Origin of the sequence: Bradyrhizobium diazoefficiens, from assembly GCF_016616885.1 — a bacterium.
GTDB classification, from domain to species: Bacteria; Pseudomonadota; Alphaproteobacteria; order Rhizobiales; family Xanthobacteraceae; genus Bradyrhizobium; species Bradyrhizobium diazoefficiens_F.
Genome location: NZ_CP067102.1, coordinates 4169563 through 4188766, shown reverse-complemented (window position 1 = coordinate 4188766; position 19204 = coordinate 4169563). Strand labels below are relative to the sequence as shown.

General features: G+C 63.8%; 18 protein-coding genes. 12 read left to right on the top strand and 6 right to left on the bottom strand.

All coding sequences use genetic code 11. The features are described from left to right. Positions 1-48 precede the first annotated feature (48 nt). Positions 49-1386, bottom strand: coding sequence for a S41 family peptidase (locus JJC00_RS19500; RefSeq protein ID WP_200467606.1), 1338 nt, complete (start codon positions 1384-1386; stop codon positions 49-51). A gap of 290 nt (positions 1387-1676) precedes the next feature. On the opposite strand from JJC00_RS19500, the gene JJC00_RS19495 reads away from it, so the two are divergent. The 7 genes from JJC00_RS19495 (at position 1677) to JJC00_RS19465 (ending at position 7096) form a co-directional block, all read left to right on the top strand. Further along, entirely contained in the window at positions 1677-2804 is a 1128-nt protein-coding gene (locus tag JJC00_RS19495; RefSeq protein ID WP_200467605.1) for an alpha-hydroxy acid oxidase, read from the top strand. A gap of 14 nt (positions 2805-2818) precedes the next feature. Then, the gene (locus JJC00_RS19490; RefSeq protein ID WP_200467604.1) at positions 2819-3445 is read left to right on the top strand and encodes an HAD family hydrolase; all 627 of its coding nucleotides are present in this window, start codon (positions 2819-2821) and stop codon (positions 3443-3445) included. Between the two features lie 137 nt (positions 3446-3582). After that, a complete protein-coding gene (locus JJC00_RS19485) occupies positions 3583-3798 on the top strand; it encodes a hypothetical protein (RefSeq protein ID WP_200467603.1) in 216 nt (71 codons plus the stop codon). A gap of 185 nt (positions 3799-3983) precedes the next feature. Further along, positions 3984-5195 (top strand): molybdopterin molybdotransferase MoeA, encoded by a 1212-nt coding sequence (locus tag JJC00_RS19480; RefSeq protein ID WP_200467602.1) that lies wholly within the window; start codon positions 3984-3986, stop codon positions 5193-5195. Between the two features lie 175 nt (positions 5196-5370). Continuing rightward, positions 5371-6072 (top strand): transcriptional repressor LexA, encoded by a 702-nt coding sequence (gene lexA, locus JJC00_RS19475; RefSeq protein ID WP_014494969.1) that lies wholly within the window; start codon positions 5371-5373, stop codon positions 6070-6072. 194 nt (positions 6073-6266) lie between these two features. Further along, positions 6267-6470, top strand: a complete 204-nt coding sequence (locus JJC00_RS19470; RefSeq protein WP_200467601.1) for a hypothetical protein — start codon at positions 6267-6269, stop codon at positions 6468-6470. A 191-nt stretch (positions 6471-6661) separates the two neighbouring features. Then, complete coding sequence (locus JJC00_RS19465) at positions 6662-7096, top strand: hypothetical protein (RefSeq protein ID WP_200467600.1); 435 nt, start codon at positions 6662-6664, stop codon at positions 7094-7096. A 10-nt stretch (positions 7097-7106) separates the two neighbouring features. On the opposite strand, the gene JJC00_RS19460 is transcribed toward JJC00_RS19465, so the two are convergent. Beyond that, positions 7107-9392: a ComEC/Rec2 family competence protein gene (locus JJC00_RS19460; RefSeq protein WP_200467599.1), complete on the bottom strand. Its 2286-nt coding sequence runs from the start codon at positions 9390-9392 to the stop codon at positions 7107-7109. 97 nt (positions 9393-9489) lie between these two features. Beyond that, positions 9490-9723 carry a DUF2171 domain-containing protein gene (locus tag JJC00_RS19455; RefSeq protein WP_026311879.1) on the bottom strand — a complete coding sequence of 78 codons (234 nt, stop codon included), beginning with the start codon at positions 9721-9723 and terminating at the stop codon, positions 9490-9492. A gap of 388 nt (positions 9724-10111) precedes the next feature. Between JJC00_RS19455 and JJC00_RS19450 the strand changes: the two genes are divergently transcribed. Further along, positions 10112-11437 carry an MFS transporter gene (locus JJC00_RS19450; protein WP_200467598.1) on the top strand — a complete coding sequence of 442 codons (1326 nt, stop codon included), beginning with the start codon at positions 10112-10114 and terminating at the stop codon, positions 11435-11437. Positions 11438-11520: 83 nt separating this feature from the next. Here JJC00_RS19450 and JJC00_RS19445 read toward each other — a convergent pair whose 3' ends face one another. Further along, a complete protein-coding gene (locus tag JJC00_RS19445) occupies positions 11521-11883 on the bottom strand; it encodes an SPW repeat protein (protein ID WP_200467597.1) in 363 nt (120 codons plus the stop codon). A gap of 251 nt (positions 11884-12134) precedes the next feature. Here JJC00_RS19445 and JJC00_RS19440 point away from each other — a divergent pair, with 251 nt between their 5' ends. Together JJC00_RS19440 and glnA are read left to right on the top strand one after the other, a co-directional pair. Then, positions 12135-12317, top strand: a complete 183-nt coding sequence (locus JJC00_RS19440) for a hypothetical protein (protein WP_200467596.1) — start codon at positions 12135-12137, stop codon at positions 12315-12317. A gap of 165 nt (positions 12318-12482) precedes the next feature. Then, positions 12483-13913, top strand: a complete 1431-nt coding sequence (gene glnA / locus JJC00_RS19435) for a type I glutamate--ammonia ligase (RefSeq protein WP_200467595.1) — start codon at positions 12483-12485, stop codon at positions 13911-13913. A gap of 28 nt (positions 13914-13941) precedes the next feature. Here glnA and JJC00_RS19430 read toward each other — a convergent pair whose 3' ends face one another. Further along, entirely contained in the window at positions 13942-14334 is a 393-nt protein-coding gene (locus JJC00_RS19430; RefSeq protein ID WP_200467594.1) for an SgcJ/EcaC family oxidoreductase, read from the bottom strand. 6 nt (positions 14335-14340) lie between these two features. Then, positions 14341-16017: a glutamine--tRNA ligase/YqeY domain fusion protein gene (locus JJC00_RS19425; RefSeq protein ID WP_200467593.1), complete on the bottom strand. Its 1677-nt coding sequence runs from the start codon at positions 16015-16017 to the stop codon at positions 14341-14343. Between the two features lie 155 nt (positions 16018-16172). Here JJC00_RS19425 and gltX point away from each other — a divergent pair, with 155 nt between their 5' ends. Together gltX and gltA are read left to right on the top strand one after the other, a co-directional pair. Beyond that, entirely contained in the window at positions 16173-17600 is a 1428-nt protein-coding gene (gltX, locus tag JJC00_RS19420) for a glutamate--tRNA ligase (protein ID WP_200467592.1), read from the top strand. 144 nt (positions 17601-17744) lie between these two features. Continuing rightward, entirely contained in the window at positions 17745-19049 is a 1305-nt protein-coding gene (gltA, locus tag JJC00_RS19415; protein ID WP_200467591.1) for a citrate synthase, read from the top strand. Positions 19050-19204 lie beyond the last annotated feature (155 nt).

Genomic DNA, 19204 nt, shown 5'->3' with positions numbered 1-19204 from the left:
GTCATCCACTCCCGGGCGATCTCTGAAAGTCGCAAAGACCGATAGCGTTTAGTTCGGCACCGTGGACTTCGGCGCCGGCTTCGCGGCTGCCGCGTTCACGGTGACGCCATGCAGGAAGTCGTAGGCCGCGTGCAGCGCCTTGTCGTCCTTCTCTTCCGGCGGGACATAGGACTGCGATCCGGTCTGCTCGGTGCCATCTGCGGCCTGCAGATGGCCGCGCATCTGGGACTCCGCCATGGTGTCGACGCGGCCCTTCAACTCGGCCGGCACGTCCTGGAGGATCTCGATGTCGGGCGCGATGCCCTGGGCCTGGATCGAACGACCCGACGGCGTGTAGTAGCGCGCCGTGGTCAGCGCCAGCGCGCCGTTGCCGGCACCAAGCGGAATGATGGTCTGCACCGAGCCCTTGCCGAACGAGCGCGTGCCGATGATCGTGGCGCGCTTATGATCATGCAGCGCGCCAGCCACGATCTCCGAGGCGGAAGCTGACCCGCCGTTGACCAGAACCACCAGCGGCTTGCCCTTGGTGAGGTCGCCGCCATGCGCGGTGAAGCGCTGGGTCTCTTCCGGATTGCGGCCCCGGGTCGAGACGACCTCGCCACGTTGCAGGAATGCGCTCGACACCGACACGGCCTGGTCGAGCAGTCCGCCCGGATTGTTGCGCAGGTCCATCACATAGCCGACGAGCTTCTCCTGTGCGACGTCCTTGGAGATCGAGGCGATCGCCTTCTTCAGACCATCGGTGGTCTGCTCATTGAACGAGGTGACGCGGATGTACCCGATGTCGCCGTTCTCGACGTGGAAGCGCACCGGGCGGACGTGGATGATCTCGCGCTTGATTGCGACATCGAGCGGGGCGTCGGCACCCTTGCGCACGATGGTGAGCTTGGTCTGGGTATCGACCGGGCCCTTCATCTTGTTGACGGCCTGCTCGAGCGTCATGCCCTGCACGCCCTCGCCGTCGATCTTGCTGATGAGGTCGCCGGACATGAGGCCAGCCTTCGACGCCGGCGTGTCATCGATCGGCGAGACGACCTTGACCAGGCCCTCCTCCATCGTGACTTCGATGCCGAGCCCGCCGAATTCGCCGGAGGTGGTCTCCTGCATCTCGGTCCAGGCCTTGTCGTTCATGTAGCGCGAATGCGGATCGAGCGAGGTCACCATGCCGGTGATCGCGCCTTCGATCAGCTTGGAATTGTCGGGCCTCTCGACATAGCTCGCCTTCACCCGCTCGAAGACCTCTCCGAACAAATTGAGCTGGGAATAGGCATCATCCGCGCCCGCTGCCGCCCGAGCCGCCCATAGTCCGCCCTGCGGACCGGATACGAGGAGGGTCAGGCATGCTCCGGTGAGCGCGCCCAGGGGGAACAGCAGGGTTTTCCGCATGGAATGGTTGGCCTTTTCGCTTGGGACAGGACGCCGCGCAAATGGCGATCCAGCCCGGTTCTCACAATACTATTCAGGTTTCTTCAAGGCCGGGCTGCCACGCCCGCGGGTATACTGCAAAAATCCCTTCGCCCTGGCCTAAACCTTTGGCAACGTTCCGAAACCATCGCCGCCAAGGCGGGAATCGATCGGCCGAGCCACGCTTCGCAGCTATGCGATTTTAGGATGGTTTTGGAGGGCCGGACGAGATACCCGATGACATAAGGCTTCAAATTCTCGGGAGGACAACAATGAACGAAGCACTCCGGCCGGAACGGAACGTCGAACTCGGCGCCAGCAATGAGCCGTTCCAGAACCTGCACGAATTCATCCGGAAGGCGCGTTCCAACCTCAACCAGAACGCCTGGGACTACATCGCCGGCGCCGCCGAGACCGAAACCACGATGCGCCGCAACCGTATGGCCCTGGACGAGATCGCTTTCCGCCCGCGCGTGCTGCGCGACGTGCGCAAGGTCTCCGGCTCGGTCGAGCAGTTCGGCCGCAAGATGCGCTTACCCGTCGTGCTCGCCCCCGTCGGTGCGCTGGAAATCTTCGATCCGCATGGAGCCGCCAGTGTCGCACGCGCGGCTGGCACCTTCGGCGCCTCACATATGCTAAGCTCGGTGTCCGAGCCCGGCCTGGAGAAGACCGCCGAAGCCGCCCCCGATGCGCTGCGCATGTACCAGCTCTATGTCCGCGGCGATGACGCGTTCGTGGCCGACGTCGTCAGCCGCGCCGAGAAGGCCAATTATGCCGCCTTCTGCCTGACCGTCGACACCGCCCATTACAGCCGTCGTGAGCGTGACATCGCCAAGCGCTACGTTCGCGAAAGCCGCCTGCGCGCCACCGGCGGCGACTACCAGAAGGGCCTGGAGTGGCGGACCGTGAAGATGGTCAAGGACAAGTTCAGGATACCGCTGATCCTCAAGGGCATCGCCACCGCCGAGGACGCGCAGATCGCGGTCGATCACGGGGTCGAGTGGATTTACGTCTCCAATCACGGCGGCCGCCAGCTCGATCACGGCCGCGGCGCCATGCATGTGCTGCCCGAGATCGTCGACGCCGTGAAGGGCCGCGCCAAGATCATGGTGGATGGCGGCATCTGCCGCGGCACGGATATCGTCAAGGCGATCGCGGCGGGCGCCGACCTCGTCGGCATCGGCCGGCTGCAGTGCTGGGCCCTGGCGGCGGCCGGCGAGACCGGCGTGACGCGGATGCTCGAGCTGCTCGAGGACGAGGTGCTGCGCTGCCTCGGCCTCCTGGGCGCCACCTCGTTCGCCGAGGTCAACACATCCTGCCTGCACCAGGCCACTGCCACCAATGCGCCGAGCGTATTCAGCGCATTCCCGCTGTTCGACCACGAGCCCTATCGATACTGACGAGACAGGACGCAATGACATCTCTCTCTCCCGGCAGCGCGGACGCGCTTCTGTTCGATCTCGGGCGCGTGGTGCTCGATATCGATTTCTCCCGGGCGATCGCCTGCTGGGCGGGACATGCAGGCCTCGAGCCCGAGGCCATCGTGGCGCGCTATGAGCGTGACAGCGAGGCTTACCAGCTGCACGAGGTCGGCAAGATCAGCGACGAGGACTATTTCCAGTCGCTGCGCTCATCGCTCGGCATCGGCATTTCGGATGCGCAATTTCTGGAGGGATGGAACGCGATCTTCGCCGGCGAGATGCCCGACATCGCGGAATTGCTGCCGCGCGCGGCGAAGCAGATGCCGCTCTATGCCTTCTCCAACACCAACCGCCCGCACGTGGATCATTTCTCGAAAGAGTATGCAGATCTGCTCGGCCATTTCCGCGAGCTGTATCTGTCCTCCAGCATCGGCCTGCGCAAACCGGATGCGGAAGCTTTCGACCACGTCGTCGCCGCGATGGGGGTACCCGCGAACCGGATCGTGTTCTTCGATGACCTCGCCGCGAACGTCGAAGGCGCCCGCGCCCGCGGGCTGATGGCGGTGCATGTCACCTCGCCCCGCGACGTCGGCATCGCACTGAAGGCGCTGGGGATCTGACCGCCGATTCCAGAACAATTGCATCCGGAAATGAGGAAACCACTCTGTGCATTTTTGTACAGAGTTCCGGGAACGGAATGCCCGCTTCCGGACTCTAGAGTCCGTTGGGAAGTCTACGAACGAACGGACGTATCATCGTGTTGGGCAAAACCTACCTCACCAAGCAGGCCTCGCTGCTGGTCAAATTCGCCAAGACCACCTCGGATTCCGAGCTTTCCGCCAAGCTGATGAGCAAGGCCGCCGACCTGAAAGCCCAGGCCGATCCGATGCCCGACAGCGATCAGAGTCCCCAGGCGCCCGACGTCGCTGAAGACGGAAGCTCGGCAAGGGGAAATCCTATAACGCCGTCGTGATACCCGGCGCGGCGCCTCAGCGAAACTTGGAAGCCATGCGCGAGCGCTACGATCTCACGCGCGCCGAAGCCGCTTTCCCGCTGGAGATCGTCAAAGGCGGCGGCCATTTTGCCTCGGCGCCCGCACTCGGCTAGAACGCTTGCCGTAACGTGATCGTTGCGTTGCCCAAGCAGGAGCTTTCACCCGTGGCCCTCATGCCGGTTTCCGATGCGCTCGCTGCCGTGCTCGCGGGTGCGGAGCCGCTGCCCGAGGAATCGGTCGCGCTCGACGCGGCCTTCCATCGCGTGCTTGCGCGCGACGTCGCGGCGCGGCGGACGCAGCCGCCGCAGGCGATGTCGGCGATGGATGGCTATGCCGTCCGCGCGGCCGATGCGGCCAGGATTGACACGCAGCTCGCCGTCATTGGCGAGGTCGCTGCCGGCCGTCCGTTTGCGGGAACTGTCGGCGCCGGCGAAGCGGTCCGGATCTTCACTGGTGGCGTCGTTCCCGACGGCGCTGATGCAGTCGTGATCCAGGAGGATACCGTCGCCGATGGCGAGCGCATCGCGATCAAGGAGGCAGCCGTCACCGGGCGGCACATTCGGCCGGCCGGCATCGATTTCTCCGAGAGTGACGTGCTGCTGCACAAGGGCGCCCGGCTCACCGAGCGCGACCTCGCGCTCGCCGCCGGCATGAACCACCCGCACCTTAGCGTCCAGCGTCGTCCAAAGGTCGCGATTCTCGCCACCGGCGACGAGCTGGTGATGCCGGGCGCCACGCCCGGCCATGGCCAGATCGTCTATTCCAATGGCTACGCCTTGCATGCGCTCGCCCGCAGCGAGGGGGCTGACACCATCGACCTCGGGATTGCGGCCGACACGCTTGCCGCCACCACCGCCGGCATCCGCCGCGCGCGCGAATCCGGCGCCGACATCCTGATCACCACGGGCGGTGCCTCGGTCGGCGACCACGATCTGGTGCAGCAGGCGCTCCGCGACGAAGGCACGTCGATGGCGTTCTGGAAGATCGCGATGCGGCCGGGCAAGCCGATGATGAACGGGCAGCTCGGGGCGATGCGCGTGATCGGCCTGCCCGGCAATCCCGTGTCATCCTATGTTTGCGGCTTCCTGTTCATGGTGCCGCTGATTCGCGCGTTGTCGGGCCGTTCGATGGTTCATCACCGCCGCGAACGCGCCGTGCTCGGCCGCGACGTCGGCGCCAATGACCAGCGCGAGGATTATCTGCGCGCCCGCCTCGATGTGCGTGATGACGGCACGCTGATCGCCCTTCCCGTCAATCGCCAGGACTCCTCGCTGCTTGCGAATCTCGCTGCGGCACAGGCACTTCTCGTGCGCGAACCGTTCGCACCGAAGGCCGAAGCGGGAGCGCCCTGCGAGGTGCTGCGACTGCCCGTTTGAGCGCTTCGTTCGCAACCGTTCCGCGAACTTTGTCGCGTTCACGGTAAATTAAGCAGTTGCGGAACATGTATCGAACATATAGTGTCCGTTCATGATTTGTTTCGAGCGTGCAGCGGCTTATTGCCGAATTCACGTCTCGGAATCGAACGACATCAACCGGGGGATTTTGGTCGAGATGTTAACGCGCAAACAATACGAGCTCCTGCGGTTCATCAGCGAGCGCCTGAAGGAAAGCGGCGTGCCGCCCTCCTTCGACGAGATGAAGGACGCGCTCGATCTGCGCTCGAAATCGGGCATCCATCGCCTGATCACTGCGCTCGAGGAGCGCGGCTTCATCCGGCGCCTGCCCAACCGCGCCCGCGCCATCGAGGTGATCAAGCTGCCTGAGCTCCAGGCCGCCGCCGGCAGCCGCCGCGGCTTCACGCCGAGCGTCATCGAAGGCAATCTCGGCAAGGTACGCACGACGTCGAGCCCGCCCGCCGACGAGGGTGAGCGTCCCGTTGCGGTGCCCGTGATGGGCCGGATCGCGGCCGGTACGCCGATCGAGGCGTTGCAGACCCGCAGCCACACCATCAGCGTCCCGCCCGACATGCTCGGCTCGGGCGAGCATTACGCGCTCGAAGTGCGTGGCGACTCAATGGTGGAAGCCGGCATTCTCGATGGCGACATGGCGCTGATCCAGCGCAACGAGAGCGCCGACACCGGCGACATCGTCGTCGCCCTGATCGACGACGAGGAAGCAACCTTGAAGCGTTTCCGCCGCCGTGGCGCCTCGATCGCGCTCGAGCCGGCGAATGCGGCCTATGAGGTCCGCATCCTGCCGCCCAACCGGGTCAAGATCCAGGGCAAGCTGATCGGGCTGTACCGCAAGTACTGAGCGCGTCAAGTACTGAGCGCGTCGCAATCGACGACCACCATCAACGATTGGAGCGGACGATTGTCCGCTCCGGCTGGATAGTCTTTCTGGTTTTGCACAGATTATCCGGCCCCCTCTCCAGCGCTACATCCTCGGCACGCCGCAACGAAGCACGCATCGCTTCGCAGGCCTTTAAGAAGACCGAGGAGGCCACCATGCGCAAGCTCGTATTGAGCACTGTCACGATGGCGCTGATCGCAGCATCAGCGTCGCAAGCCTTCGCGGCACAAAAGCCGCATCACGCCCACAAAGCTCCGCAGGCAACGAACGAACAATTCCGCGATGCCCGCAACGCCGTCACACGGCCCACCCCGCCGGCCTGGCCGTATGCGGGCTGGTCAGCGCCCGCAGGCCGTTGACCGAACGGCTCTCCAAATGCATGAGAGCAGGCTTTGTTCCTCACGTATTTGAAAAAGATATTGTGATGGCGGCTTGCGGATCCAAGCCGCAGATTTGCCCCCAACATCGCATATGATCACAGGCTTCCACTCTGATAGAGGCCTGCGCCTCAGAAGAGGCGCGGTGCTCTATCCCGATTGAGGAGCACCCGATGTGTGACTATAGCCTGCATGCCGTCGCGACCCGTCCCGCAGAGGTTGGCGAGACGATCGTCACGACAACGTTCCGTGGCACCTCGACGCGCGGCTTCGCTTCCGAAGCCGACATGTCAGTTGCGGTCTGCCTGCTGCCGGGAACGGAGCTCGCCTTCGCCGACAACGTCCGCTACGATAATCGCTGGATCTGGACGCGCACCGTCAACTCGCGCGTCGGCAAGTTCGGCAAGGTCGATCCGCACGTTCCTGATCGTCATCACGACGCGATCGAATTCCCCGACGGCAAATACGTGCTGGTGACGCAGCTCGTGGAAGGCCAGCGTGCAACCGTGCTGCAGCTGCCCGTGACGCAGCCGCTCGGCGAGCGCGAGCACAAGCCGCATGTCATCGCCGACAGCCACTCGACGTCCCCGCGTCTGCCGATCGGCTGATAGGTCGACCTCAGTCCTCGGCCTGAAGGTCGGCCTCTGACGGCGTTGCGTCTTTGGCGCGCGGAGCCGCCGACCTTGGCATGAGGGTCCGTTCGAAATCTCCATCGCCGGCCGCCGCCGGCGACCAGGGGCGGTTTGCACCCCTCGACTTCACCGCCGCAATCGCAAAACCGTCGCCACGCTGCGTCAGCGCCAGCGCGCCCTGGCGCGCGAGACGCGGCCGATCGACCACCATGGCACCGCAATCCGGCGGCGCGGGCCTTGACGTCACCACCAGTGCCGCGCGGCTGCAATCGTCGTTCAGCGCGTCGATGCGCAGCGCCTGCGCAATCATCCGGCCGTCGGCGAGTGGCGTCACGCAGCCGGACTCGTCACACGACACGCCTTTACTGAGCGAGGCGCTGGCCGCATCGCGCGGGTCGGCGTCCGCCGCGAGCCACTCCTTGATCAGGAAATTGTCCTTGTTGGTCCTCATCAGATGCAGCTGCCCGTCCCTGCCCCGCACCGCGACGCTCTGGCCGTCACCGGCGATAAGGATGTCGGGTTGCCGGACCGACAGACCCCAGACGGTTGCCGCCATGAGGACGAAGGCGCCCGACCAGCGCAGCGGCGTGCGCAGCAGGCCCATCAGGATCAGGCCGAGGCTCGCAGCGATCAGCGGCGCGGTGCCGAAGGCGGCGATGTGCCCGATCGCGCCGGGCAGCGCGGCGACCCAGCGCGACACCGCCACCATCCAGTCGATCCCGATTCCCATCAGCCACCAGAACACACCGTCGAGCCCGAACGGGGCCGCGAGCAATCCCAGCAGTCCAGCAGGCATCACCAGCGCCGACACCACCGGCATCGCGCCGAGATTGGCGAGCACGCCGTAGGGCGTGACGCGGTGGAAATGGAAGGCGGCATAGGGCGTGGTCGCGAGCCCCGCGATCATCGAGGCCATGAACAACATCGCGATCTCGCGACCGCCCCACAGGGCGATGCGCGCAGTCGTCGAATGATCGGGAGATGCGAACAGGTTCGGCATGCCGATCTGCACCAGCGCCACAAGCCCAAGCGTTGCCGCAAAGGACATCTGGAAGCTCGGATGCACCAGCGCCTCCGGCGCGACCGCAAGCACGATCAGAGCCGCCACCGCCAGCGTGCGGAACGTGATCGCGCGGCGATCGACCATGACAGCGATCAGCACCACTGCCGTCATGAAGAACGACCTTTGGGTCGCAACCTCCGCGCCCGAGAGCAGCAAATAGAATGCGGACGCGACCAGCGCCGCGGCGGCCGACCATTTCTTGATTGCGAAGCCGGCCGCGAGCCCGGGGATCAGCGCCAGCAGCGCGCGGACCGCAAAGAAGACGACGCCGGCGACGACGGCCATGTGATAGCCGGAGATCGACAGCACATGGCCGAGGCCGGAGATGAACATCGCGTCGTTGACGGGCGTGGTGATCGCATCGCGGCGGCCAGTCAAAAGCGCAGTCGCGATGGCGCGGTTGTCGCCATCGAGCGTGGCGCGGATCCGCGCGTCGATCGCATCGCGCAGGCCTTGCATCACCGCCGCATAGCGTAGCCGCAGGCCTCCGACATCGGGCGGCACTGATGCCGTGATCGCGCCCATCACGAAACCGGAGGCGCCGATGCCCTGGAAGAACATGTCGCGCGAGAAATCGTAGCTGCCCGGCCGCAACGGCGCGAGCGGCGGCATCAGCCGCGCCTTCAGCTGCACGAAGCTGCCGACATCGGGCGCGGTGCCCTTGCGCACGGAGAGGCGGACGCGCTCCAGCTTGACGTCGCTGCCCTGCGCCTCCATCGCGGTGACGCGCAGCACGAAACGGTCGGTGCGCTCGCGGATGTCGCGGGTCTCGACGAAGCCCGACAGCGACACCGAATAAAGCGGCTTTGCGAGCACATTGTGCGCGATGCGTGCCGTCTTCCACGTCGCCATGGCAAAGCCGGCCGCGACCGCCGCGATCATGATCGCCGGCGCAAACCAACGATTTCGCCGCAACAACACCGCCCCGAGCGCCAGCGCCACCGCCGTCGCGGCAACGACCCACAGCACCGGCTCATGATCGGCGGCGAAGTAGAGCGCGATGCCACAGCCGAAGGCGATGGGCACCCAGGGAAACACTCGCCCGGCGCCGGCTTCGGCCTTTGCCCATTCGCGCAGCGTCCCGACGATCGCGGGCCAAACGCCAAAGCCCGCCGGCACAAAGCCGCCGGCAGACGCGGCCCGACCGGTCGTCGGCCAAGTCCCGGCGATCCCCTGCGAGGCACGCTGTGGCCGGCCCGGCTCTGCCATTCCTTAGCAACCCTGCGATACGCGACAGGGGCAGAGGCTACCGGAACGTGCAGGCGGCCGAATAGCGGTACGGATCAGGAACGAGCGGGCCCCAGCCCTACTTTTCCTCTTCCATCGTCACGGCCACGTCCGCCTTGGCCGACAGGCGGACCTTGTTGCCCTCGACACCGGCGACGAGGCCTTTGTCGATGAAATGGTGATGGCCCTTGTGGCTGCCCTCACCGCTGTCCTTCTTGGTCAGCTTGATGCGGTTGCCCTCGACCCTGTCGACCGTGCCGACATGGACGCCGTCGGCACCGATGACTTCCATATGCTCTGCAATGTTTTGCATGGGGGGATCCTCTGATAGACCCCACACAACGCCTGGGACGACCTTCCGTTCGCTGCCCGCCAGACGTCACGGAGAATTTGAGCTCGTGCGACCTGCTTCGCAAACGCGCCGGGCGCGGGTCGATTGAGCCGAAAGTCTCATAAGGTGCCCGCCCCTGGTGGGATTACACTACGGTTCCCCGCCTCCCCGGCAGACGGGTAAGGCAGTGGAGGCTCGCGGTTCTAAGGCCGCAGGAGCTCACCTCAGGTGGACCAAAATTCCCCTGAGGTCAGGCGTTGCCGACGCAACTCGTGAACAGGCGCATGCAACGCCGCGCATCACGCACTCCGCGAGAAGATCGACCGCTGAAACAATGCGAGGAGACATCTTGAAACCATAGGAGTTGCAAATGCCCATGCAAATACCGAGCGATTTTCGCCGCGTGATCATCGCTGCGTCGGTGGGAAACATCATCGAATGGTATGATTTCTATATCTTCGGCAGCCTGGCCGCAGTTCTATCGTTCAAGTTCTTCGAGCAATCCCACCCGGTTGCAGCCCTCCTCAGCACGATCGCGCTCTTTACGGCAGGATTTCTCATCCGTCCGCTGGGGGCCTTCCTGTTCGGATGGATGGGTGATCGGGTCGGCCGCAAATATACGTTTCTCATCACACTCAGCGGAATGGGACTGGGCACGGGGGCGATCGGATTGATCCCGACCTACCAGTCGATCGGTCTGACGGCCGCGTTCGTTCTCTTCGGCCTGCGCATGATCCAGGGTCTGTGCCTGGGCGGCGAATATGGTGGCGCCATCACCTACGTCGCCGAGCATGTGCCGGACGATCGACGCGGCTACTACACCGGCTGGCTGCAGACCTCTCCGACTCTCGGGATCGTGGTGTCGCTGGCCGTCATCGTCCTCACGCGGACATATGCCGGCAATCAGGCCTTCGACGAATGGGCCTGGCGCGTTCCGTTCCTGGCGTCCTTCCTGCTGGTGGCCATCGCCATCTATATCCGTCTCCAACTCCAGGAGACGCCGATCTTCCAGGAGATCAAGGCTCGCGGGCAGATGACCAGGAACCCCTGGAAGGAGGCCTTCCTGAGCGCCAACATCAAATACATCGGGATCGCCATTGTGGTCCTGATCGGACAGGGCGTGGTCTGGTACAGCGGTCAGTTCTGGGCGCTGTACTTCCTACAGCAGGTCTCCAAAGTGGACCCGGTGACCTCGGCCTACATCGTGGGAGCGGCGCTGCTGATTGCAACCCCGAGCCTGATCTTCTTTGGCTGGCTGTCGGATCAGATCGGCCGCAAGCCGGTGATCCTGGGCGGCATGCTGCTTGCCGCGATCACCTACTATCCACTGTATCTGTGGCTCGGAACGGTTACGCAGCCCGGAAGCATCAACTATCCGATCGCGGTCTTCATCATCTTCATCCTCGTCTGCTACGTCGGGATGGTGTACGGGCCAGTCGGCGCGTTCCTGGCGGAATTCTTCCCCGCCAGGATCCGGTACACGTCGGTCTCGGTGCCGTACCACATCGGCAATGGCTGGGGTGGCGGACTGGTGCCGTTCATCACGTCGGCCGCTTTCGCCGCGACCGGCAGCATCGGCTACGCACTGATCTACCCGATCGTGGTCCCCGCGGTGTGTTTCGTGCTCGCGGTGTTCCTGATGCCGGAGACGCGCAAGATCAGCATCTGGCAGCCGATCGAGCCCAGAGCCGCATAATGAGGCAACCCTCACGGTGCAGGACCAAAAGGCCCTGCGCCGTGGCCGATAGTCCGCCTCGAAAGCTCGGCCAACTGCTCTCGTCAGCCGGCCGGATGATGCCAGAGATCATGCCACCAGGTGGTGAAATCGCGATCGGTTATCAGCTCCCAGCCACCGAACAGGATCACCAAGATGCCTGAGAGTACGCTGCTGACCGTGGCTGACGTCGCGTCGTAACCAATGGCCCAAGGCGCCAGCACCAGAGCCAGGCCCAGCAGCATTTCTCCCCACTCTTCCAGATAGGACGGGATGACAAACGCTTCTACGGCAAACAGCACGACGCCGAGCCCGAGCGCGATGGTGATCCAGACGGCCGCTCCGGACGAGCCGAGGACGAAGGACGACAAGACCAGCCACACGCCGACCAACAGGCTGGCAGCGTCTTGCCAATGTTGAATGCGCATAATGCTCACCTCCTCTCTCCGATTCATATAGTGGCGCCACCTGCGAAAATGTATCCGTCCGGCCTGCGTTGTGTTGCCGCGACTGCCGGTCCACCACCGGCGTCCAATCCTGGCCGCCGATACCCCAAAAGGGCTCTTGCAAATGCTCTGCGCAAGGATGCAGACTATCCGTTGCTTGACGGTGTCAACGCCTGCGGTCCTCGGCCCCATCCATTCACGGGTGGCGCCTGGAAGAGGAGAAGGGTGGCGCCATGCGAGAAATCGAAATCCACGACTATGCGCGGCAGTTGCTGGAAGCACATGGCCCCAAGGCTGTTGCGGAAGCGGCCCAGAACGCCATCGACCTCGAGTCGAAGGGCGAACTCGAGCTGGCCAGAACCTGGCGACATATTGAAGACGCCATGAAGCTCATGCGCGGCCCGCACCAAAGCTGACGCTGCCGGCGCCGCAAACGAGACTGCCTGACTGCGAATGCCGCCATGCTGGACTTGAGGCAGGAGCGGCGGAAGGCGGGCCATTGTCCGTCGCAAGCCGCCCGACTGCGAAGCGAACGGCAGCCAGATGTGCAGGATGCCGATCTCCATCAAGGGAGCGAGGCCATGGTCCGGAATTGCGCGAGCGCCGAAGATCTCGTGAAGGCGATCAAGGACGAGAAGGTCCAGATGATCGATCTGCGATTCACCGACTTGCCGGGGGTATGGCAACATTTTTCAGTCCCGCCGAGCGCAGTGAACGTCGACGCTCTCGGGGAGGGCATTGGATTCGACGGCTCATCGATCCGCGGCTTCCAGGAGATCCAGGAAAGCGACATGCTGGTCGTCGCCGATCCGACGACGGCCTTCGTCGATCCCTACAGTCCGGCCAAGACGCTAGTCCTCATCTGCAACATCCGCGATCCCGTGACCGGCCAGTCCTATAGCCGGGATGCCCGCTACATCGCCCAGAAGGCCGAAACCTACCTCAAGGGCACGGGACGCGCCGACACCAGCTACTTCGGCCCGGAGGCGGAGTTCTTCGTATTCGACGACGTGCGCTATGGTCAGGGCATCAACTACGCCCTGCATGAAATCGATTCCAGCGAAGGCAGCTGGAACACGGCCAGCAATGAGGCGCCAAATCTGGCCCACAAGCCACGACCGAAAGAGGGATACTTTCCCGTTCCCCCGACCGACAGCATGCAGGCGCTACGCACCGAGATGGTGCTGACGATGGAACAGTTGGGCATCCAGATCGAAGCTCATCACCATGAGGTGGCAACCGGCGGCCAGAACGAAATCGACATGCGCTTCACCACCCTTACCCGCATGGCCGACAATTTGATGATCTACAAATACGTGGTGAAGAACACCGCGCACCAGCATGGCAAGACCGCGACCTTCATGCCGAAACCGCTGTTCGAGGACAACGCTTCGGGAATGCACGTTCATCAGTCGCTGTGGAAGGGCGAGACGAATCTGTTCTACGACAAGGGCGATTACGCCGATTTGAGCGAACTCGGCCGCTACTACATCGGCGGGCTGCTCGCTCACGCCTGGGCATTGTGCGGGCTCTGCGCTCCCACCACGAACTCCTACCGGCGCCTGGTGCCTGGCTACGAGGCTCCAATCAACCTGGTCTATTCCCAGCGCAATCGCTCGGCCTGCTGCCGGATTCCCATGTATTCGCCGAACCCACGGGCAAAGCGCGTCGAGTTTCGCTCACCGGATCCCTCCTGCAATCCTTATCTCGCCTTCGCCGCAATGCTGATGGCCGGCCTCGACGGGATCGACGGGCGGATCGACCCCGGTAGCCCGATCAACAAGAATCTCTACGACCTCCCGCCCTCCGAAGCGAAGGAGGTGAAGTCGACGCCGGGATCGCTGGACCAGGCCCTCGACGCGCTCGAGCGCGATCACGCCTTCCTGCTGCGCGGCGATGTCTTCACCGCCGACGTGATCGAAACCTGGCTCGACTACAAGCGCAAGAAGGAGGTCGATGCGATCCGGCTGCGACCGCATCCTTACGAGTTCCATCTGTACTACGACATCTAGCAGCGGCCGCTCGCTGGCGGCGGCCGGCCTACCGCTCCATCAGAGGGATTCGGGCCGAGACGTGATGGCTCGCGATCTTCCAGTCGCCGTCCTCGCGGACGATCACCCAGGTGATCTTGACCGACAACAGCGGATGTTCCTCGCCGAGGTCGAACGAAGCAATGCCGGCCATGTTGATCGCGTCAGGCGCAACCGGCGCTGAAGCCACGTCAGAGAACGTGACGCGCGGCGCGCACCAGAGCGGCAGGCCGTTGACATAGTCTGCAACGCCGTCCCTGCCCCGATAGAGGTTCGGATTGAAGCCGAAGAAGAACGCGTTCCTCGCATAGAGCGACGCCTGTGCGGTGGCGTCGAGCGTTGCGAAGCCGGCGCACCATTTCGCGATGATGGCGGCAACGATGGCGTCGGCGCCGTCGTTCATGTGACCTCAGCCCTTACCGACTTCCTTCGCAAACGTGTCGCGAAGCCCGATCGTCCGCGAGAACACCGGCTTGCCCGGCGTCGAGTCCTTGTCACGCACGAAATAGCCCTGGCGCTCGAACTGCATCGGCTCGGTCGAATTGCTTTCCGCAACCGATGCCTCGATCCGTGCATCGGACAGGATCTCCAGCGACTGCGGATTGAGATCGGCCGCGAAGTTCGCGGCGTCCGGGGTCGGATTTGCGAACAGCTGGTTGTAGATGCGGATCTCCGCGGGCACCGAATTCACCGCCGGCAGCCAGTGCATGGTCGCCTTGACCTTGCGTCCGTCGGGCGCGTTGCCGCCCTTGGTCGCGGGATCGTAGGTGCAGCGCAGCTCCACCACTTCGCCGGCGTCGTTCTTGATCACACCGGTGCACTTGACGAAATAGGCGTAGCGCAGCCGCACCTCGTTGCCGGGCGACAGGCGGAAGAACTTCTTGGGCGGATTCTCCATGAAATCGTCCTGCTCGATATAGAGCTCGCGGCCGAACGTGATTTTCCGCGTGCCCGCCGACGGATCGTCCGGGTGATTGATCGCCTCGAGTTCCTCGCTCTCGCCTTCCGGATAATTCTCGATCACCACCTTGAGCGGCCGCAGCACGCCCATGCGCCGCTGCGATGTGCGGTTCAGCTCCTCGCGGATGCAGAACTCGAGCATGCCGACATCGACCACGCTGTTGGCTTTCGCAACGCCGATGCGCTTGATGAATTCGCGCAAGGCCGCCGGCGGCACGCCGCGGCGGCGCATGCCCGCCATGGTCGGCATGCGCGGGTCGTCCCAGCCGGCGACGTGGCCGTCGCGGACGAGCTGGGTCAGCACGCGCTTGGACAGCAGCGTGTAGGTCAGGTTCAACCGGGCCATTTCGTACTGATGCGGCTTCGACGGCACCGGCAGCTTCTCGATGAACCAGTCATAGAGCGGCCGGTGATCCTCGAACTCCAGCGTGCAGATCGAGTGCGTGATGCCCTCAATGGCGTCCGACTGGCCGTGAGCATAGTCGTAGCTCGGATAGATTCTCCACTTGGTCCCGGTGCGCGGGTGATGCGCATGCAGGATCCGATAGAGCACGGGATCGCGCAGATTGATGTTGCCCGCGGACATGTCGATCTTGGCCCGCAACACGCGCGCGCCGTTCGGGAATTCGCCTGATTTCATGCGGCGGAACAGGTCGAGATTCTCGTCCACGCCGCGGTCGCGGAACGGCGAGTTCTTGCCGGGTTCGGTCAGCGTGCCACGCGAAAGCCGAATCTCCTCCTGGGACTGGTCGTCGACATAGGCGAGCCCGTCGCGGATCAGCGTCTCCGCCCATTCGTACAGACGGTCGAAATAGTCCGAGGCGAAGAACAGGTTCTTGCCCCAGTCGTAGCCGAGCCAGTGCACGTCGGCCTGAATGGAATCGATATACTCCTGCTCTTCCTTGACCGGATTGGTGTCGTCGAAACGCAGATGGCAGCGGCCCGGAAACTCCTGGGCGATGCCGAAATTGAGCGCGATCGACTTGGCGTGGCCGATATGCAGGTAGCCGTTCGGCTCCGGCGGGAACCGGGTCACGATCTCCTTGTACTTGGCCTGATCGAGGTCGGCCTGGATGATGTCACGAATGAAATCGCGCCCAACCTCAGTCGCCACCGGTTCTGTCATTTCGAAAATCCTGTAGGGAAATCAGCAGTCCTTCTGCCAAATTCGCGTGGCCGAGCCAAGGGCTTAAGCAAGGCCTAGCAGGTCCGCTGACGGGCTTTAGTTATGTCCCGTTCCTGCTATACACCACCGCTTCCAATGCATAGGCCCTGCCAAGAATGACCGATTCCGTCGTCACGCGCTTTGCGCCCTCTCCGACCGGCTTCCTCCATATCGGAGGTGCCCGCACCGCGCTGTTCAACTGGCTCTATGCGAAGAAGCACGGCGGCAAGATGCTGCTCCGGATCGAGGACACCGACCGGGAGCGCTCCACCGAAGCCGCGATCGGCGCTATTCTGGACGGGCTGAAATGGCTGGAGCTCGGCTGGGATGGCGACGTCATCTATCAGTTCAGCCGCGCCGCCCGCCACCGCGAGGTCGCCGAGCAGCTGCTTGCCGACGGCAAGGCCTACCGCTGCTACGCCACGGCCGAGGAGCTCACCGCCATGCGCGAGAAGGCGCGCGCGGAGGGCCGCACCCGCCTGTATGACGGCCTATGGCGCGACCGCGATCCCGCCACCGCGCCTTCCGATGTCAAGCCGACCATCCGCCTGCGCGCGCCGCAGACCGGCGAGACCGTGATCGAGGACCAGGTCCAGGGCCGCGTGGTCTGGCAGAACGAGAACCTCGACGACCTCGTCCTGCTGCGCGGCGATGGCAACCCGACCTACATGCTCGCGGTGGTCGTGGACGACCACGACATGGGCGTCACCCACGTCATCCGCGGCGACGACCATCTGATCAACGCTGCCCGCCAGAAGCAGATCTACGATGCGATGGGCTGGGCGCTGCCGAACATGTCCCACATCCCGCTGATCCACGGCCCGGACGGCTCAAAGCTCTCAAAGCGCCACGGCGCGCTCGGCGTCGACGCCTACCGCGCCATGGGGTACCTCCCGGCCGCGCTGCGCAACTACCTCGTCCGCCTCGGCTGGAGCCATGGCGACCAGGAGATCTTCTCGACCGAGGAGATGATCGCAGCGTTCGACCTCGCCAATGTCGGCCGCGCCGCCGCCCGCTTCGACTTCGCCAAGCTGGAGAACCTCAACGGCCACTACATCCGTCACGCCGACGATCAATCACTTGTGAGGGCGTTCGAGGACGTGCTCGACCACGTCGTGCCGAGCCGCGACGAGCTTAAGGCCAAGTTAAACGACAGCACGCGGGCGCAGCTTCTCAAGGCCATGCCGGCTCTGAAGGAGCGCGCCAAGACGCTGATCGAGCTGATCGACGGCGCATACTTTATCTTCGCCGATCGGCCGCTGCAGCTCGATCCCAAGGCCGCAGCGCTGCTGACGCCGGAGAACCGCAAGCTGATCGGCCAGCTTCATTCCGCGCTGGAGAATGTCGAGACCTGGAGCGGTGCCACCACCGAAGCCGCGCTGCGCGCTTTTGCCGAGGAAAATAGTCTCAAGCTCGGCGCGGTTGCCCAGCCGCTACGCGCGGCGCTGACCGGTCGCACCACGTCGCCTGGTATATTTGAGGTTTTGGACGTGCTGGGACGCCAGGAGAGCCTCGGCCGGCTGAAAGATCAGTCTACGACGTAAGTAGGCCATGCCTGCCATGATCTTGCAGCGCACACAGCAATAATATACCCATCTCCCCGTACATTCTGGAACATCCGGCCTGCCCCATAATCTCCCTTGGGGACTCCGGGTCCGGCCCGTTTCACCACACATCGGGGACCTACGATGGACGCAAACTCAAGCAACAAGACCGCCACGCTGACGGTCGGAAACAAGAATTACGATCTTCCGATTCACAGCGGCAGCGTCGGACCTGATGTCATCGATATCGGCAAGCTGTACGGCCAGTCCGGCCTGTTCACTTACGATCCCGGCTTCACCTCGACCGCGAGCTGCCAGTCCAAGATCACCTACATCGATGGTGACGCGGGCGTGCTGGAATATCGCGGCTATCCGATCGAGCAGCTCGCCGAGAACGGCGACTTCCTCGAGACCTGCTATCTGCTGCTGTTCGGGGAGCTGCCGACTGCCGCGCAGAAGAAGGATTTCGACCACCGCGTGATCCATCACACGATGGTGCACGAGCAGATGGCTCGCTTCTTCCAGGGCTTCCGCCGCGACGCCCATCCGATGGCGGTGATGGTGGCTTCCGTCGGCGCGCTTGCCGCGTTCTACCACGACTCCACCGACATCAACGATCCGAAGCAGCGCATGATCGCTTCCATGCGCATGATCGCCAAGATCCCGACGCTGGCGGCGATGGCCTACAAATACACCGTAGGCCAACCCTTCGTGTATCCGAAGAACTCGCTGTCGTTCGCCGAGAACTTCCTCAACATGTGCTTCGCCGTGCCGTGCGAGGAGTACAAGATCAACCCGGTGCTCGCTGACGCGCTGGACAAGATCTTCATCCTGCACGCCGACCACGAGCAGAACGCCTCGACCTCAACGGTGCGTATCGCCGGCTCTTCCGGCGCCAACCCATTCGCCTGCATCGCCGCCGGCATCGCCTGCCTCTGGGGCCCGGCGCATGGCGGCGCCAACGAAGCCGCGCTTGCGATGCTTGCCGAGATCGGCACCGTGGACAAGATCCCCGAGTTCATCGCCAAGGTGAAGGACAAGAACTCCGAAGTCCGCCTGATGGGCTTCGGTCATCGCGTCTACAAGAACTACGATCCGCGCGCCAAGATCATGCAGAAGATGTGTCACGCCGTTCTCAAGGAGACCGGCCATGGCGACGATCCGATGCTGAAGGTTGCGCTCGAGCTCGAGAAGATCGCGCTCAGCGACCCGTACTTCATCGACCGCAAGCTGTACCCGAACGTCGACTTCTATTCGGGCATCACGCTGAAGGCGATGGGCTTCCCGGTCTCGATGTTCACCGTGCTGTTCGCGGTGGCCCGCACCGTCGGCTGGATCAGCCAGTGGAGCGAGATGATCGAGGACCCGCACCAGAAGATCGGCCGCCCGCGCCAGCTCTACACCGGCGTCACCAAGCGCGACTACGTCGCGATCAAGGATCGCAAGTAAGTCTTAGGCACTACGACTTTCGAAACGGCGCCATCTCCGGATGGCGCCGTTTTTGTTTTTGCAGCGAACTTCTCATGCGGCCGCCCCATCTTGCTGCCACGCACAACAACAAGTCGGCGCATCACGCCTGTGAACGCTTGACAGTTGAAGCGCTC

Excerpts from the sequence above, each read along its gene's own strand:
- JJC00_RS19500 (WP_200467606.1), bottom strand. The coding sequence starts at position 1,386 with ATGCGGAAAACCCTGCTGTTCCCCCTGGGCGCGCTCACCGGAGCATGC.
- JJC00_RS19495 (WP_200467605.1), top strand. The coding sequence starts at position 1,677 with ATGAACGAAGCACTCCGGCCGGAACGGAACGTCGAACTCGGCGCCAGC.
- JJC00_RS19490 (WP_200467604.1), top strand. The coding sequence starts at position 2,819 with ATGACATCTCTCTCTCCCGGCAGCGCGGACGCGCTTCTGTTCGATCTC.
- lexA (WP_014494969.1), top strand. The coding sequence starts at position 5,371 with ATGTTAACGCGCAAACAATACGAGCTCCTGCGGTTCATCAGCGAGCGC.
- JJC00_RS19470 (WP_200467601.1), top strand. The coding sequence starts at position 6,267 with ATGCGCAAGCTCGTATTGAGCACTGTCACGATGGCGCTGATCGCAGCA.
- JJC00_RS19465 (WP_200467600.1), top strand. The coding sequence starts at position 6,662 with ATGTGTGACTATAGCCTGCATGCCGTCGCGACCCGTCCCGCAGAGGTT.
- JJC00_RS19460 (WP_200467599.1), bottom strand. The coding sequence starts at position 9,392 with ATGGCAGAGCCGGGCCGGCCACAGCGTGCCTCGCAGGGGATCGCCGGG.
- JJC00_RS19455 (WP_026311879.1), bottom strand. The coding sequence starts at position 9,723 with ATGCAAAACATTGCAGAGCATATGGAAGTCATCGGTGCCGACGGCGTC.
- JJC00_RS19450 (WP_200467598.1), top strand. The coding sequence starts at position 10,112 with ATGCCCATGCAAATACCGAGCGATTTTCGCCGCGTGATCATCGCTGCG.
- JJC00_RS19445 (WP_200467597.1), bottom strand. The coding sequence starts at position 11,883 with ATGCGCATTCAACATTGGCAAGACGCTGCCAGCCTGTTGGTCGGCGTG.
- JJC00_RS19440 (WP_200467596.1), top strand. The coding sequence starts at position 12,135 with ATGCGAGAAATCGAAATCCACGACTATGCGCGGCAGTTGCTGGAAGCA.
- glnA (WP_200467595.1), top strand. The coding sequence starts at position 12,483 with ATGGTCCGGAATTGCGCGAGCGCCGAAGATCTCGTGAAGGCGATCAAG.
- JJC00_RS19430 (WP_200467594.1), bottom strand. The coding sequence starts at position 14,334 with ATGAACGACGGCGCCGACGCCATCGTTGCCGCCATCATCGCGAAATGG.
- JJC00_RS19425 (WP_200467593.1), bottom strand. The coding sequence starts at position 16,017 with ATGACAGAACCGGTGGCGACTGAGGTTGGGCGCGATTTCATTCGTGAC.
- gltX (WP_200467592.1), top strand. The coding sequence starts at position 16,173 with ATGACCGATTCCGTCGTCACGCGCTTTGCGCCCTCTCCGACCGGCTTC.
- gltA (WP_200467591.1), top strand. The coding sequence starts at position 17,745 with ATGGACGCAAACTCAAGCAACAAGACCGCCACGCTGACGGTCGGAAAC.